Here is a 16,103-nt window from a genome sequence, read left to right as displayed (position 1 = left end):
CCGGGCGTGAGCGGCACTGCCGCCGGGATTCGGGGCGCCCTTAAACTGGGTGAGCCCGCCGAAACTGTGGTTTCGGCGGGCTCACCCGGTTCGGGCAGCGGGTCTTAGCGCGACCCGTAGTTCGGGGCTTCGACCGTCATCTGGATGTCATGCGGGTGCGACTCCTTGAGCCCGGCCGCGGTGATGCGGACGAACTTGCCGCGCGCCTTCAGCTCCGCCACGGTCGGTGCGCCGGTGTAGAACATGGTCTGGCGGAGCCCGCCGACCAGCTGGTACGCCACCGACGACAGCGGACCGCGGTACGCGACCCGGCCCTCGATGCCTTCCGGGATGAGCTTGTCATCGCCGGAGACGTCGGCCTGGAAGTAGCGGTCCTTGGAGTACGAGGTGTTCTTGCCGCGGGTCTGCATGGCGCCGAGGGAGCCCATGCCGCGGTAGCTCTTGAACTGCTTGCCGTTGACGAAAATCAGGTCGCCCGGGGATTCGTCGCAACCGGCCAGGAGGGAACCGAGCATCACGGTGTCGGCGCCGGCGACGAGCGCCTTGCCGATGTCACCGGAGTATTGCAGGCCGCCGTCGGCGATCAGCGGCACGCCGGCCGGGATGGCGGCCTTCGCCGACTCGTAAATGGCCGTGATCTGCGGGACGCCGACGCCGGCCACCACACGGGTGGTGCAGATGGACCCGGGACCGACGCCGACCTTGATGCCGTCGGCACCGGCGTCGATCAGGGCCTGGGCGCCTTCGCGGGTGGCGGCCTGGCCGCCGATGATGTCCACGTGCGCGGCAACGGGATCGGACTTGAGCCGGCGGATCATTTCCAGCACACCCTGGGAGTGGCCGTTCGCGGTGTCCACGAAGAGGGCATCCACACCGGCGTCGATCAGCGCCATGGCGCGTTCCCAGCCGTCGCCGAAGAAGCCGATCGCCGCGCCGACGCGCAGGCGGCCTTCGTCGTCCTTGGTGGCGAGCGGGTACTGCTCGGCCTTGGTGAAGTCCTTCGTGGTGATCAGGCCCTTGAGCCGGCCCTGCTCGTCAACGAGCGGGAGCTTCTCGATCTTGTTCGTGGCCAGCTTGTGCGAGGCTTCCTCGCGGCTGATGCCGACGTGTCCGGTCACGAGCGGCATCTTGGTCATGACATCGCTGACCAGCCGCAGCGGGAAATCGGATTCGGGCACGAAGCGGGTGTCGCGGTTCGTGACGATGCCCAGCAGCCTGTTGCCCTCGTCCACGACCGGCAGGCCGGAAACGCGGTAGCGTGCGCAGATTTCGTCCAGCTCGGCCAGCGTGGCCTCGGGGCCGATGGTCAGGGGGTTGGTGATCATGCCGGATTCGCTGCGCTTGACCCGGTCCACCTGGTCGGCCTGGTCGGCGATGGAGAGGTTGCGGTGCACGACGCCGAGACCGCCCTGGCGGGCCATGGCGATGGCCATCCGGGACTCCGTGACGGTGTCCATCGCGGCGGAGAGCAGCGGGGTCTGGACCGTGATGCGCTTGGAGATCCGGGACGACGTGTCCGCTTCCGAGGGGATCACGTCGGTGTGGCCGGGCAGGAGCAGGACGTCGTCGTACGTCAGGCCGATGAAGCCGAAGGGATCGTGTTCGGGCTGGGTCATGAGTGCGCCTCTTACCTTGGGTTACGGGTTCACGGGTAGGGGTTGCAACAGATGACCAGCCCGTCATTACGGGTCTGGCCTGTGCAGAAGGTCATGCAGAAGGTTCGTGCAGATGATTCGTGCAGAAGTCCTCAATAAATAGTAGAACCTTGGCGGCGATAGCCATATTCCGGGCGGTAATGTCCGGTTTCAATGTGAGCCGCCCCATGCCGGACGGCTCCCCCGGCTCCCCCGTCCGGCCGGGCCTGCTCCCCGGCCGGTCGGCGTCGGACTACTTCCAGCCGGTGGCGGCGAGCAGCCGCCGTTCGAACATGGGGATCATGGTCTGGACGTACGTCTTGGTCAGGTGGTTGTCGTCCTTGTAGACGTACACGTTGCCGACCACCGCGGGGCATGTTCCGTTGGCGCAGATGAAATCGCTCATGTCCATGAGGTGCAGCCTGGGCACCTGGCCGCGGTACGCGTCCAGCGGTGAGGACCCCGCGAGCGATTCCTGCGCACGTTGCACTCCGAGGCATCCGGGCCGTTCTTCTGGACGCACTCGGGCATATTGATGGTGAAGCGGGGGTTGTCGCGGATGCCCACCACGTCCATGCCGGCGTCGGTGAAGGGCTTGATGCCCGCCAGGTACTCAGGCACTTCGGTCTCGAACGGCGCTTCCTTGTGGGTCAGGGACGCAACCGTAAAAACGGCGTCGGGGCGGTGGTCCAGGACGTACTGCGCGCTGGCCCGGTTGAAGGCGTTGCAGTCCGCGTCCCGCTCCGGGGACTCCCCGCCGAAGCGGCAGTTGCCCTTCAGCAGCGTGACAACTTCCCAGCCGTGGCTTTTCGCGATGGGGCCCAGCGCCGCCATGTACTGCTGGGCATGGGAGTCACCGAGCACCACGATCCGTTTGGTGACCTTGTCCGGCTTGTTGTTCTGCAGGCACCCCTGTAGCAGGGGGTCGCTGGGGACGTTGGCGTCCGTGCACAGCCCGTCGATGTCCGCCCACTCGTTCTTCATCGCCGCCGGCGCGGGGATGATCTTGGCTTCCGGCGTGGGCTTGCCGGCGTTTTCCGGTGCCAGGGCGGCCGCGCCGGGAGTCAGTTCCTTGGGCTGGGACGCCGCCTCGGCTTCGTCGGCCAGGAGCTGGCTCTGCCACACGGCGACGGGACCCGCCAGCAGGGCACCACAGGCGGCAATCACGACGGCGGTGCGCCAGGCGCGGCGCTTGGGCCAGTGCCATTCGCGCAGGGGCTTCTCGACGAAACGGGTGGTGAGCACGGCCAGGACGAGGGACGCGGCAACGATGCACAGCCCCTGGAAAAGGTTGGGCGCCGTGATGCCCGCCCCGGCGAGGGCCAGGACCAGCAGCGGCCAGTGCCAGAGATAGAGCGCATAGGAGTTATCCCCCAGCGCCACCAGGGGTTTCCAGGTCAGGAAGCGGTCAACCCCGAAGCGGCTGCCGCTTTGACCGGCGGTGATGATCGCCGCGGCGGCCAGCGTGGGCCACAGCGCGATGAATCCGGGGAACGAACGGTCCACGGTCAGCAGGAGCCCGCAGGAGAGCATGGCCACGAGGCCGCCCCAGCCGAGCACGACGCGCAGGACCCTGCCCGGTTTCAGGTACGGCAGGGCGAGGGCCAGGAGCGAGCCGAGCGCGAACTCCCAGAGCCGGGCTCCGGTGTCGAAGTAGGCGTGGGCCTGGTTCGTTGCGGTCTGCTGGATCGAGTAGGCCAGGGACACCGCGAAGATGGCGCCGAAGGCCGCGGCCAGCAGGGAGCGGTAACGCAGCAGGACGTGGTCCTGGCGGGTCCGGCGGCGGAGCAGGCGGGAAAGAAGTGCGGTGCCGGCAAAGACGAGCGGCCAGAGCACGAACACCTGGCCCTGGATCGAGAGTGACCAGAAGTGCTGGAGCGGGCTCGCACCCGAATGGTCCTGGGCGTAGTAGTCCACGGCGCTGTCCGCCAGGAGCCAGTTCTGCCGGTACAGCAGGGAGGCCCAGGCCTGTTCAAGGACGTCGGGCCAGCGGCTTTGCGGCAGGATGGCCCAGGTGCCGGCGAGGACGCCGAGAACCACCACGACGACGGCGGGCAGCAGGCGCTTGAGCAGATGCAGCCAGTGGCTGAGCAGCCGCAGCGGCGCGCCGCTTTCGACTTTCCGCGTGAAGCTGAGTGTCATCAGGAAGGCTGAAATGAGGAGGAAGATGTCCACGCCGCCGGAGACCCGGCCCAGCCACACGTGGTACGTGACCACCATGAGGACCGCGAGGGCGCGAAGGCCCTGGACTTCGGGGCGGTAGCTTGTTTTTCGGGTCGCCGGAGAACCTGCATCCGCCCGTGGCGGGGTGAAGGTGGTTCGCTCGTTCGACACAAAGATCCCTTCAGGCCGGTTTCCAAAACATCAATGTTACCGAAACGTAATTTTCTTTGCCAATCACACGGGCCCAGCGGTGTCCTTCACACGCCTGGCCGGCGGCGCACCCAGGGGGGCGGCGGCGCCGTCGGCCGCGGGGCGGAAGCTAGGCTGGTAGGAGTCTGAGGAGGCCGCCACGTGATCGTGCAGGTGCGCATTTGTGTTCCGGGTGAATTGTCCGGAGTTGTTCTCGAAAGTTGTACAAACCACGTCGGCGTCTCGGAAGTGGCGCTCGCGAAGGCCTCTTCCGTCACGCCGCCCGGGGACGTCATCGAGGTTCTGCTGGCCCGGGAATCCGTGGAGGGGCTCGTGGAGAAGCTGCACGCCCTCGACGTCCAGCAACGGGGATCGATTACGGTCATCGCACCGGACCTTGTGCTCTCGGACCGCGCCGACAGGGCGGAGGCGGAGGCTCCAGGTGAGGGCGCGGACGCCGTGATCTGGGACGAGGTGTCGCGGCAGACCGGCGAGGATTCGCGCCTGACGTGGAGTTTCCTGGCGTTCCTGGTCCTGGCGACCCAGCTGGCGGCCATCGGCATCGTGACGGACTCCACCATTGCGATCGTCGGCGCCATGGCCGTGGGCCCGGAGTTCGGCCCGCTGGCTGCCCTGGCCGTAGCCCTGGTCCGGCGCCAGCGGCGGCTCGGACGTGACGCGGCGCTGGCCCTCGGCGTCGGTTTTCCCGTCGCGATGCTGGCCGCCGCGCTGACCGCGTGGCTCTCCGTGCCACTCGGGCTGTTCCCCGCGGACGCGCTGGACCACGGTTCAGCAGTTGAATTCATCTACCACCCCGGCCCTTATTCCCTGATCGTCGCCGTCCTCGCCGGGACAGCCGGGATGCTGTCGGTCATCAGCCGGCGCTCGGCGGCGCTGATCGGGGTGTTCATCTCCGTCACGACGGTGCCGGCAGCCGGGTTCGTGGCCGTGGCACTGGTCCTGGGCGAGTACCAGAAGGCAGCCGGCTCCGCCCTGCAGCTGTTCCTGAACCTGCTCGGAATCGTGGTGGCCGCCGTCGGGGTCCTGCTGTTCTACCGGCTGGTGACCAAGCGGCTGGCACCGGACACTGCCCGCCAGCTGCGGCGCAGGGCGGACCGCTCCCAGCACTGACGCACGGGCGCCGCAGGTGCCCGCAACGGCCGGCAGTCCTGGGGACTACGGCCGGCAGGCCCGGGGACCGTGGAGCTTAGGGGCCCGGGGACCGTGGAGCTGCGGGGACTACGGCCGGCAGGCCCGGGGACCGTGGAGCTTAGGGGCCCCATCCGGTCGCGGCGAGGAGCCTCTGGCTGAACATGGGGGCCATGCTGGCCGCATAGCTCCGGCTGAGGTGGTTGTCGTCCAGGTAGACGTAGGTGTTGCCGACCGCGCCCGGGCATTCCGTGCCATTGCAGATCAGGTCAGTCATGTCAACGAACGCGACGCCCGGCACCTTGCCATCCAGCGCGGCCAAGGGATTCGTTGCCGCAAGCATGCCCTGCTCGCGCGGCCTGCAGTCCGGCGCGTCGGCACCCTTGGTCGCTACGCACTCCGCCATGTTGAAGGTAAAACGCGGATTGTCCCGGAGGGCCACGACCTTGATGCCCTCGTCCGTCCAAGACTTCGCGGTGGCTTCGAAGCCCGGGATCACAGTCTCCTGTGGCGACGACGGAGCCGCCTCCGTGCCCACGATGATAATGGCGTCCGGCGGGTTGTTCTTCACTTCCGATGCGACGGCCGCATTGAAATTGTCGCAATCCGCCGAGACGTGCTGCGGCGCGATGTTGGGCTTGCAGGCACCCTTGAGCATGGCGTAGAGCCGCCAGCCCTTCTCATCGCTGAGGGGAGCAATCGAGCCCAGCCATTGCTGTGCGTGGGAATCCCCGATCACGAGGACCTTTTTCGCTCCGGTGTCGGATTGATTGTTCTGGAAGCAGTCCTTCTGAAGGACCGGGTCCTGTGGCTGCAGGTCACCGGAGCACGAGTTAGGGAGGCTGGCCCAGTCCTGCGGCAGCGTCTGCGGGGTGGGGAGCAGGACGGCGTTGGCGTCGGCCTGGTCCACAAAGCCCGGCGTCAGCGCCAAGGCGCCCGGGTTGTTCTTCGGGGCTTGGGCCAGGACTGCTTCGCTTTCGAGGTGCTGCTGGATCTGAATCCCCGCCAGCGGCACGGCGGCGGTGACCACGGCCACGGCGATGGCAACGAGGGCGCGGCGCCGCCGCACCTCCGGCCACTGCCACTCACGCCAGGGCTTCTCAATAAAGCGGGTGGTGAGGTAGGCGAGCACCAGCGAAACAGTGACGATGACGGCGCCTGTGATCAGACCCGCTTTTTCCCTGTGCATCACGGCAAGGGAGATGACCAGAACCGGCCAGTGCCACAGGTACAGGGCATACGAAATGTCGCCCAGCCGGACCAAGGGCTTCGAACTCAGGATCCGGTCGACGCCCAGCTTGCTGCCCGACTGCCCGGCTGCGATGACACAGGCGGCCGCCAGGGTGGGCCAGAGCGCCACAAACCCGGGAAAGGAAGCCTGGACGTTGAGCAGGAGGCCGCAGCTGAGCATGGCCACAATGCCCAGCCAGCCAAGCCCGATCCGCCAGCCCCGCGGAAGCCGCAGGGCAGGAAGGGCCAAAGCCACGAGCGTGCCCAGGGCAAACTCCCACAGCCGGGCCCAGGTGTCGAAGTACGCCTCCGTTTGGCTCGCCTGGGTGAAGGCGATCGAGTAGAGCAGCGAAACAACGAAGATCACGGCGAAGACGTAGGACAGCAGCACACGGTAGCGGAGCCTGAAGCGCTTGGCGACGAACGCGGCCCCCACAAAGATGAGCGGCCACAGGATAAAGACCTGGCCCTGGATCGAAAGGGACCAGAAATGCTGGAAGGGACTGGCCTGGCTGTGGTCCGCGGCGTAGTAGTTTGTCGCCTGGGTCTGCAGGAGCCAGTTCTCGGCATAGCCCAGGGAGGCCCAGCCCTGGTTGATGATTTCCATCCACCGGGTCCGGGGCAGGAAGAGGACAGTTGCGGCAAGGATGGCCACCAGGACGGTGACGGCGGCAGGGACGAGGCGCCGGAAAAGGTGCAGCCAGTGTTTGATGAGGGCCATGGACCGGCCCTGCTCGTAGCGGCCCACGAACTGCAGCGTCATAAGGAAGGCCGAGATCAGCAGGAAGACGTCCACGCCGCCGGAAACCCGGCCCAGCCAGATGTGATAGCTCATGACCATCAGCACAGCGAGGGACCGGAGGCCCTGGATTTCAGGCCTGAAGGTGGATTTTCGGCCGGCCTTGGCTGCGGGATCATGCCCCGCCGCGGCAATGTGCCGGGCAGGCCGGGGCAAGGTTCCTTGCTGTGTCATAGAACTACCCCTCAACCAGATAACCAAAGCCTCCATGTTACCAAAACGTAATTTTGATGGCCAATCGTCACGGCGCCACTGATCCCCATTGAGGCATGCCAACGTGGGAGTTTCCAGTGAACCCGCGACGCTGGAGCGGCACCTGACGGGTTAACTCTGCCAGAATCACGGCAACTTGCGGCCACGAACACGGCAGAACGGCAGCAGTGACTCGACAGAAAAAGGGACGGCCCGGCAGATGCCGGACCGTCCCCCTGCGGGCAGAGCCTAGTGCTTGCGCCCTGCGTGCTCGTCTTCGTCAGCCGGCTTCTCCACCACGAGGGTTTCCGTGGTGAGGACCAGCGCCGCGATGGAGGCCGCGTTGCGCAGAGCCGCACGCGTCACCTTCACGGGGTCGATCACGCCGGCGGCGATCAGGTCTTCGTATTCGCCGGACTTGGCGTTGAAGCCCTGGTTCACGGCGGATTCGGCGACCTTGGCAGCCACGACATAGCCGTCGAAGCCGGCGTTCTGGGCGATCCAGCGCAGCGGCTGGACCAGGGCGCGGCGGACGATGCCGACGGCCGCAGCCGCGTCACCTTCGAGGGCCTGGACGGCAGCGTCCTCGTCGAGCGCCTTCAGCGCGTGGATGAGGGCGGAGCCGCCGCCGGCCACGATGCCTTCTTCGAGGGCAGCGCGGGTGGAGGACACGGCGTCCTCGATGCGGTGCTTCTTTTCCTTCAGCTCAACCTCGGTGGCGGCGCCGACCTTGATCACGCCGATGCCGCCGGCCAGCTTGGCCAGGCGTTCCTGCAGCTTTTCCTTGTCCCAGTCCGAATCGGTGCGGGTCAGCTCGGCGCGCAGCTGGGCAACACGGGCGGCGACGTCCTCGGCCGAACCGGCGCCGTCGACGATCGTGGTGCTGTCCTTGGTGATCGTGATGCGGCGTGCGGTGCCGAGCACCTCGAGGCCAACGGTGTCCAGGCTCAGGCCCAGCTCCGCGGAGACAACCTGCGCACCGGTGAGGGTCGCGATGTCCTGCAGCATGGCCTTGCGGCGGTCACCGAAGCCCGGCGCCTTGACGGCGACGACGTTCAGCGTGCCGCGGATGCGGTTGACGATCAGCGTGGACAGGGCCTCGCCCTCGACGTCTTCGGCGATGATGAAGAGCGGCTTGGAGCTCTGCAGCGCCTTTTCCAGCAGCGGCAGGAAATCCTGCACTGAGGAGATCTTGCCCTGGTTGATCAGGATCAGGGCGTCCTCGAGGACGGCCTCCTGGCGTTCCGCGTCGGTGACGAAGTACGGGGACAGGTAGCCCTTGTCGAACTGCATGCCCTCGGTCAGTACCAGCTCGGTCTGCGTGGTGGAGGACTCCTCGATGGTGATCACACCATCCTTGCCGACCTTGCCGAACGCCTCGGCCAGCAGCTCGCCGACCTCGTCGCTCTGGGCGGAGATTGCGGCAACGTTGGCAACCTGCGTGCCTTCAACCGGGCGGGCGTTCTCCAGCAGGCGGGCGGCGACGGCCTCGACCGAAACCTCGATGCCGCGCTTGATTTCGCCCGGCGCGGCGCCTGCCGCTACGTTGCGCAGGCCTTCCTTGACCAGGGCCTGGGCCAGGACGGTGGCGGTGGTGGTGCCGTCGCCGGCAACATCGTTGGTCTTGGTGGCGACCTCCTTGGCAAGCTGCGCGCCAAGGTTCTCGTAGGGGTCATCCAGCTCGATTTCACGGGCGATGGTCACACCATCGTTGGTGATCGTGGGGGCGCCCCACTTCTTGTCCAGTACGACGTTGCGGCCGCGCGGACCCAGCGTGACCTTGACGGTGTTGGCGAGCTTATCGATGCCGGCTTCAAGCGACCGGCGGGCAGCGTCGTTAAACGCAAGCTGCTTTGCCATGGTTTTGTCCTTTCAAGACAGAACCCCGCGCAACTGATCCATTCAATGCGAAAGGATCGGCTGCGCGGGGGTCCAAGAGAGTTACTTTACGACGATCGCCAGAACGTCGCGGGCGGAGAGCACGAGGTACTCGGTGCCGCCGGTCTTGACTTCGGTTCCACCGTACTTGGAGTAGATGACGACGTCGCCAACGGCAACGTCAACGGGAACGCGGTTGCCGTTGTCATCGAAGCGGCCGGGGCCTACTGCAACAACTTCGCCTTCCTGCGGCTTCTCCTGCGCGGAGTCCGGGATAACCAGGCCGGAAGCCGTGGTCTGCTCGGCTTCGAGCGGGCGGACAACAATACGATCCTCAAGAGGCTTAATAGAGACCGACACTCGGACCTCTCCTTTTCGTCAGCAAATTCGTGGACTATGAAGCGGTGATGCCAAGGCGCACAGACCGTCGTCGCGGTGCCGGCAGCGTGCCTGGCGGAACGCGCTTCATGTGTTAGCACCCTCCTAGGGAGAGTGCTAATGACGACTCTATGTAAATGGTTAGCACTCGGTCAAGGCGAGTGCCAGAAATTCGTTCCGGGTGAACATTTCCCCCTAGGGGACATGCCCATTTTTGCCTGCGGCCAGAGGACACTTGGGCATCATGCTCTGTGCCCGCGCTGAGCGATGGACATGCCCAAGGTGCGCGGGACCTGCGCGGGCGAGCAAGTTGGGAAATATCCACTCATAAGCCCGAGCGATGGACATGCCCTACGACGGCGTCCGGTCCAGAGGGCCATGCCCATTCTGCGTTGCGACCAGAGGACACTTGGGCGTCATGCTCTGTACCCGTGCTGAGCGATGGACATACCCAACGGGCGCGGGCTGCCCGGGAGGACATGCCCATTTTTTGCTGCGGCCAGAGGACACTTGGGCGTCGTACTCTGTGCCCGCGCTGAGCGATGGACATACCCAACGGGTCCGGGCTGCCGGGGAGGACATGTCCATCCGTGGCGCAGGAGGCTGGGCATGTCCCGTGGCCCATGGCCCGTGGCCGTTGGCCGTTTGGCGGTGCGGTGCGCGCCCACCAGCGGCGTCTATTCGCGCGCCTACTCGATGGCTACTGGTCTGCGAGGTCGTCGAAGTCCACGTCCTCGCCGTCGTCTTCGTCCGTGTTCTGGCCTTCGTCATTCCGGTGCCGGAACGACAGCACGGCGCCGGCGGCGGCCAGCAGAATGCCGGCGACGAGGAAGATGATGCCGCCGAGCCGGGCCGCGGCATAGGTCTCGCGGATGGCCCGGGCCTCGTCCGTGGCGTCCTGGACGTTCTTGCCGCCGACGGAATACACGGTGGCGTTGAAGGAATCGAGGAAGAAGATAATCACCAAAAGTGCGACGGACACGACGGCGATCACCGCGCCGGCGATCAGCGCCGGTTTTGCGTAGCGGGCAAGTCCCTGCGGCCGCCGGCGCTCCTGCCTGGCGTCGTCGTCGCCGGCCGTGTCCTGCCCGGCCGTGTCCGCTGAGATGCTGTCGCCTGTGCCGCTGTCTTCCATGCCATCAAGCCTAGCCCCCGCCGTCCGGTCACAGCGCGCCCGCTGACCTCAACTACGCTGGATGCCATGACTGACGCACCGCAGGAACAGATTGCCCCGATCCTCACCCCCGAGGGCTGGGAGCTGCTGGCGTCGTTGGGCCCGTACCGCGAGGACGAGGCCTTCCGCCTCACGGCGTCGCTGCGCAAGGCCGGCCACTCCCCCGAGCTGGTCTCGGCCGTGCTCACCCAGTCCCGGCTGCGGACCAAGGCCGAGGCGAAGTTCGGCGAATTTGCCCGGCAGATGATTTTCACGAAGGCCGGTCTGGAACAGGCCACCCGGCTCACGGTGGCGGCACGGCACGCGCAGCGGTTCGCGGAGGCCGGAATCGGCCATGTCGCCGATCTCGGCTGCGGGCTGGGGGCCGACACGATGGCCCTGGCATCCCTGGACCTGGTGGTCACCGCTGTGGAAATGGACGAGGCCACGGCCGCCTGCGCCACCATGAACCTGATCCCCTTCCGCAACGCCACCGTGGTCCACTCCGATGCCACCTCGGTTTCGCTCGAGGGGATCGACGGCGTCTGGCTGGACCCGGCCCGGCGCACCACGTCCACCTCGGGCACCAAGCGGATCTGGGATCCGGAAGATTTTTCCCCGCCGCTGTCCTTCGTGGAATCACTGGCCGGCTCCGGGCGCGCCGTCGGCGTCAAAATGGGGCCGGGCATGCCACACGACTCCGTGCCGGCTGACTGCGAGGCCCAGTGGGTTTCCGTGGCCGGGGACGTGACCGAGGTGGCCCTGTGGTTCAACGCAGTGCGGCGTCCGGGGGTGCGGCGCGCGGCCCTCGTGCTCGGCCCCCTTGGTTCCGCTGAGCTCACCAGCGGCGAGGACTTCGGCGCCGGCCCGGTGGCGCCCGTGGGACCCGTGGAGGGGTACCTGTATGAGCCCGACGGCGCGGTGATCCGCGCCGGCCTGGTGGCCGACGTCGCCCTCCAGCTGGGCGGGCACCTCGTGGACGAGCACATCGCCTACATCTGCGCCCCGGAGCTGCATGACACCCCGTTCGCCAAGGCGTACAGGGTCCTGGAGGTGATGCCGTTCAACGTCAAGGCACTCAAGACCTGGGTCAAGGATCAAGGCATCGGGGTCCTGGACATCAAGAAGCGCGGTATGGCTGTCACGCCCGAAGAGCTGCGCAGGCAACTCCTGCCCGGCGGCAGCGCAAAGCACAAGGACAAGAAATCCGCCACCCTGGTCCTCACCAGGATCGGCGAGGACCGGGTGGCCGTCTCGGTGGAGCCGGTCTAGCCCCGCCAGCGGGATCCCACCGGCCGAGTGCCCCGCGGCGCCGTGCCCCGCCGCCGCCGGATGTCAGCGAAGCGGCCGGTCAACTGGGCTGTCGGGCTACTGGGCCCGCGTGAACTCCTCGGCTGCCCGGATTTGCTCGTCGGTCGGCCGGACGCCGGTGTACAGCACGAACTGCTCGAGCGCCTGGATCGTGGCGACCTCGGCTCCGGTGATCACGGTCTTGCCGGCCGCGCGGCCGGCCTTGATCAGCGGTGTCTCGGCCGGGAGCGCGACGACGTCGAACACCACTTTGGCGGCATCGATGGCCTCCTGCGGGAAGGGCAGCGAGGCGGCGTCCGGGCCGCCGGCCATCCCGATGGGGGTGACGTTGATGAGCATGTCCGCCGTGCCGGTACCGGAGTCCGCAGAGCCCAGGTCCGCGCGCCAGGCGAAGCCGTACTGTTCGGCCAGGGCGCGGCCGGAGCCCTCGTTGCGGGCCACGACGGTCACGTCCTTGAACCCGGCATCCCGGAGCGCGGCCACGGTGGCCTTGGCCATGCCGCCGGAGCCCAGGACCAGCACCGAGTAGTCCGTGGGGACTGCATTGCTCTGCAAGAGCTGCTCGATTGCGGTGTAGTCGGTGTTGTACGCCGTGAGCCGGCCGCCGTCGTTGACGATGGTGTTGACCGAGTCGATGGCCTTCGCCGACGGGTCCATGACGTCAACGAGGGCGATCACGTCCTCCTTGTAAGGCATGGACACCGCGCAGCCGCGGATGCCGAGGCCGCGCACCCCGGCGATCGCCTGGGCGAGGTCGGTTGGGGCAAAGGCCTTGTAGATCCAGTTCAGGCCCAGCTGTTCGTACAGGTGGTTGTGGAAGCGCGTCCCATTGTTGCTGGGCCGGGCCGAGAGCGAGATACACAGGGTCATGTCTTTGTTCAGAATGGGCACAGCTCCATTAAACGCCAGGATCGCTCCGGCCACCCGCAGCCCAACGCGCAACCGCGCGCGCCGTCGCTGACCAGCGACGTTGTGAATACACTCACGCAGCAGCGGCAACTTTGACACCGTCCCGGGGCCGCCCCTGCACTAGACTTGGACCACCCGTAGCCCTGCCGGCCCCCGGCCGGCGCACTGGTGTGTGGGAAATTGCACGTGACACCGCCGGTGCCATGTCCAGAGGCATGTCCGAGGATGTTCGCCAGCGCATTTCCCCACCAGGACCACGGCCAGCGACAGCAGAACAGTGAAGGGACCACATGAAGATCGAGTTCGCTTCATCCAGGCAGTCGACTCTTGGCGTGGAATGGGAGCTGGCGCTCGTCGACGCCGAGACCGGTGAGCTGGCCTCCGTGGCGAACCAGGTGCTGCGCGGCGTCGCTGCCCGGCATCCCGAACTCAATGAGGACGACGAGCACCCGCACATCAAGCAGGAGCTGCTGCTGAACACCGTGGAGCTCGTCACGGGCATCTGCACCACTGTTGCGGAGGCCAAGGCGGACCTGAGCAGCTCGCTCGCGGCGGTCCGGGACGTGACCGATCCGATGGGTGTGGAGATCTTTTGCGCCGGGAGCCACCCCTTCAGCCCGCCCCAGCTGCAGCCCGTCACGGACAAGGAACGCTACGCCAAGCTCATTGACCGGACCCAGTGGTGGGGCCGGCAGATGGTCATTTACGGCGTCCACGTGCACGTCGGACTCGACAGCCGGGACAAGGTCCTTCCGGTGCTGGACGGCCTGGTCAATTACTTTCCGCACTTCCAGGCGCTCTCCGCGTCCAGCCCTTTCTGGGGCGGCGAGGACACCGGATACGCCTCCCAGCGGGCGCTGATGTTCCAGCAGCTGCCGACCGCCGGGCTGCCCTTCCAGTTCTCCAGCTGGGAGGACTTCGAGGCGTACGCCCAGGACATGTTCACCACCGGCGTGATCGATTCGCTCTCGGAGATCCGCTGGGACATCCGGCCCGTCCCGCACTTCGGCACCATCGAGATGCGCATCTGCGACGGCCTGGCCACGCTCGAGGAAGTCGGGGCCATCGCCGCCCTGACGCAGTGCCTCGTCGACGAGTTTTCCACGACGCTGGACAACGGCGGCACCATTCCCACGATGCCCCCGTGGCATGTGCAGGAAAACAAGTGGCGCGCGGCCCGGTATGGCCTGGACGCGATCATCATCCTCGACGCCGACGGCAACGAGCAGCTCGTAACAGAGCACCTGCGCGAGACGCTCAAGCGGCTTGAGCCGGTGGCGGCGAAGCTGGGCTGCAGCGCCGAACTGGCCGACGTCGAGAAGATCATCGAGCGCGGCGCCGGCTACCAGCGGCAGCGCCGGGTCGCCGCCGAGCACGGCGGGGACCTGCGCGCCGTCGTCCTGGACCTGGTCAAGCAGATGCGCCAGGGCCCGGACGCCTAGCTCCGGCGCCCAACAGCCGCCACGCAGGCGGCCGAAGCCCCAGGCCGTCTAGCTCCACGCGGACGAAGCCTCAGGCTGTGGCCTCAGGCGGAGACTGTCGTGACCGGCATTGAGGAATCCGGCGCGAAGCCGATCCCGCTCGGTTTCACGCCGGCCATCACCAGTTGCGCCCCGAGCGCGGCCACCATGGCGCCGTTGTCCGTGCACAGCGGCAGCGGCGGCACCGTCAGCCGGATGCCGGCCGCACTGCAGCGTTGTTCGGTGAGCTGGCGCAGCCGCGAGTTGGCGGCGACCCCGCCACCCAGGAGGACCTCCGTGATGCCGTTTTCGCGGCAGGCGAGCACTGCCTTGGCGGTAATGACATCCACCACGGCTTCCTGGAAGGCCGCGGCGATGTCCGCCACGGGCACCTCCTCGCCGCGGGCCTCGAACTGCTCCACGCAGCGGGCGACGGCGGTCTTGAGCCCGCTGAAGGACCAGTCGTAGCGGTGCGGCCCGGGCTCCTCGGCGGTCCCCATGTACTTGGGCTGGGTGAGCCCGCGCGGGAACCGGATGGCTTTGGCGTTGCCCGTGCGCGCGAGCTTGTCGATGGCCGGACCGCCCGGGTAGCCCAGGCCCAGGAGCCGCGCCACCTTGTCATACGCTTCGCCGGCGGCGTCATCGATCGTGGAGCCCAGCAGCTCGACGTCGTCCGTGATGCTCCGGATCCGCAGGATCTCGGTGTGGCCGCCGGAGACCAGGAGCGCGCCCATATTCTCCGGCAGGGCGTGCGGCGTTGTTTGCGGCGACGGCGCGCCGGCGCCCTGCTGCAGGAGCCCGACGCCGACATGCGCCACCAGGTGGTTGATGGCGTAGAGCGGTTTGCCGGTGGCGACGGCGAGCGCCTTGGCCGCGCACACTCCCACCATGAGGGCACCTGCCAGGCCCGGCCCGGAGGTGACGGCGATCGCGTCGATGTCCGCGAGCGTCACTCCCGCCTCCGCGAGGGCCTCCTCGAGGGTGGGGACGAACGCGTCGAGGTGGGCGCGGGAGGCGATCTCGGGGATCACGCCGCCGAAGCGGACGTGTTCGTCCATGGAGGACGAGACGGTGTTCGTCAGCAGGGTGGTTCCCCGGACGATGCCGACGCCGGTTTCGTCGCAGGAGGACTCGATGCCGAGCACGAGCGGCTGGGTGCGGTTCATGGTCGGCCTGCTTCCGTTGGCTGGGGGCTGAGCGGTTCGCGGGGCAGCTGGAGCCGCATGATCAGGGCGTCGACGCCGTCCCGGTAGTAGCGGGGCCGGACGTGGATCTGTTCGAAGCCGAAGCGCAGGTAGAGCTGCTGGGCCCGGGGGTTGTCCGCCCTGACCTCGAGCAGCACGTCCTGGGCGTGCCGGCGCCGGCTTTCCGCGATCAACTCGGTGAGCAGGGCAGAGCCGATGCCCTTGCCTTCCTGCTCGGGCACCACGGCGATCGTCTGGACGTCCGAGATCGGTTCGATGCACATGAGCCCGGCATAGCCCACGATCCCGCCGTGGATCTCCGCCACGAGGTAGCGGCGGGTATCCACCTGCGCCAGCTCGTCGTGGAACATCTGCAGCGGCCAGGCATCCACGGGAAAGAGCCGGAGTTCCAGGGCGTGGATGGCGGGGATGTCCGCGGCGTCCATGTCCCGCAGGGTGACTCCGCCGGGCAGC

At 67.3% G+C, this 16,103-nt stretch carries 11 protein-coding genes and 1 pseudogene; 3 read left to right on the top strand and 9 right to left on the bottom strand.

The annotated features are described in order from the left end of the window. Positions 1–104 precede the first annotated feature (104 nt). Both guaB and AC1DGD_RS02015 read right to left on the bottom strand, forming a co-directional pair. Entirely contained in the window at positions 105–1,616 is a 1,512-nt protein-coding gene (gene guaB / locus AC1DGD_RS02020; protein WP_018773740.1) for an IMP dehydrogenase, read from the bottom strand. 271 nt (positions 1,617–1,887) lie between these two features. Then, positions 1,888–3,854 (bottom strand): annotated as a pseudogene (locus tag AC1DGD_RS02015) (acyltransferase family protein). A 381-nt stretch (positions 3,855–4,235) separates the two neighbouring features. On the opposite strand from AC1DGD_RS02015, the gene AC1DGD_RS02010 reads away from it, so the two are divergent. After that, the gene (locus AC1DGD_RS02010; RefSeq protein ID WP_223913851.1) at positions 4,236–5,117 is read left to right on the top strand and encodes a DUF389 domain-containing protein; all 882 of its coding nucleotides are present in this window, start codon (positions 4,236–4,238) and stop codon (positions 5,115–5,117) included. A 139-nt stretch (positions 5,118–5,256) separates the two neighbouring features. Here the strand turns inward: AC1DGD_RS02010 and AC1DGD_RS02005 are convergent, their stop codons facing one another. From AC1DGD_RS02005 to AC1DGD_RS01990, 4 genes are all read right to left on the bottom strand, one after another. Continuing rightward, complete coding sequence (locus tag AC1DGD_RS02005; protein ID WP_476855727.1) at positions 5,257–7,338, bottom strand: acyltransferase family protein; 2,082 nt, start codon at positions 7,336–7,338, stop codon at positions 5,257–5,259. A gap of 267 nt (positions 7,339–7,605) precedes the next feature. After that, on the bottom strand, positions 7,606–9,216 hold the full coding sequence (gene groL, locus AC1DGD_RS02000) for a chaperonin GroEL (protein WP_476855726.1): 1,611 nt from the start codon (positions 9,214–9,216) through the stop codon (positions 7,606–7,608). A gap of 81 nt (positions 9,217–9,297) precedes the next feature. Then, entirely contained in the window at positions 9,298–9,594 is a 297-nt protein-coding gene (groES, locus tag AC1DGD_RS01995) for a co-chaperone GroES (RefSeq protein ID WP_028275747.1), read from the bottom strand. A gap of 718 nt (positions 9,595–10,312) precedes the next feature. Beyond that, positions 10,313–10,747 (bottom strand): hypothetical protein, encoded by a 435-nt coding sequence (locus tag AC1DGD_RS01990; RefSeq protein ID WP_476850299.1) that lies wholly within the window; start codon positions 10,745–10,747, stop codon positions 10,313–10,315. Between the two features lie 66 nt (positions 10,748–10,813). On the opposite strand from AC1DGD_RS01990, the gene AC1DGD_RS01985 reads away from it, so the two are divergent. Then, positions 10,814–12,037, top strand: coding sequence for a class I SAM-dependent methyltransferase (locus AC1DGD_RS01985; protein WP_476855725.1), 1,224 nt, complete (start codon positions 10,814–10,816; stop codon positions 12,035–12,037). Positions 12,038–12,133: 96 nt separating this feature from the next. Here the strand turns inward: AC1DGD_RS01985 and AC1DGD_RS01980 are convergent, their stop codons facing one another. Continuing rightward, on the bottom strand, positions 12,134–12,967 hold the full coding sequence (locus tag AC1DGD_RS01980; protein WP_476850297.1) for a shikimate 5-dehydrogenase: 834 nt from the start codon (positions 12,965–12,967) through the stop codon (positions 12,134–12,136). A gap of 308 nt (positions 12,968–13,275) precedes the next feature. Here AC1DGD_RS01980 and AC1DGD_RS01975 point away from each other — a divergent pair, with 308 nt between their 5' ends. Then, positions 13,276–14,427, top strand: a complete 1,152-nt coding sequence (locus AC1DGD_RS01975) for a glutamate--cysteine ligase (RefSeq protein ID WP_476850296.1) — start codon at positions 13,276–13,278, stop codon at positions 14,425–14,427. A gap of 83 nt (positions 14,428–14,510) precedes the next feature. Here the strand turns inward: AC1DGD_RS01975 and tsaD are convergent, their stop codons facing one another. Further along, positions 14,511–15,611 carry a tRNA (adenosine(37)-N6)-threonylcarbamoyltransferase complex transferase subunit TsaD gene (gene tsaD / locus AC1DGD_RS01970; protein WP_223913845.1) on the bottom strand — a complete coding sequence of 367 codons (1,101 nt, stop codon included), beginning with the start codon at positions 15,609–15,611 and terminating at the stop codon, positions 14,511–14,513. Next, positions 15,608–16,075 (bottom strand): ribosomal protein S18-alanine N-acetyltransferase, encoded by a 468-nt coding sequence (gene rimI, locus AC1DGD_RS01965; protein WP_476855785.1) that lies wholly within the window; start codon positions 16,073–16,075, stop codon positions 15,608–15,610. The genes tsaD and rimI overlap by 4 nt, the downstream gene beginning before the upstream one ends. Positions 16,076–16,103 lie beyond the last annotated feature (28 nt).

Source organism: Arthrobacter sp. 05T45 (genome assembly GCF_056395875.1).
This window is presented reverse-complemented; position numbering and strand designations above follow the sequence as displayed.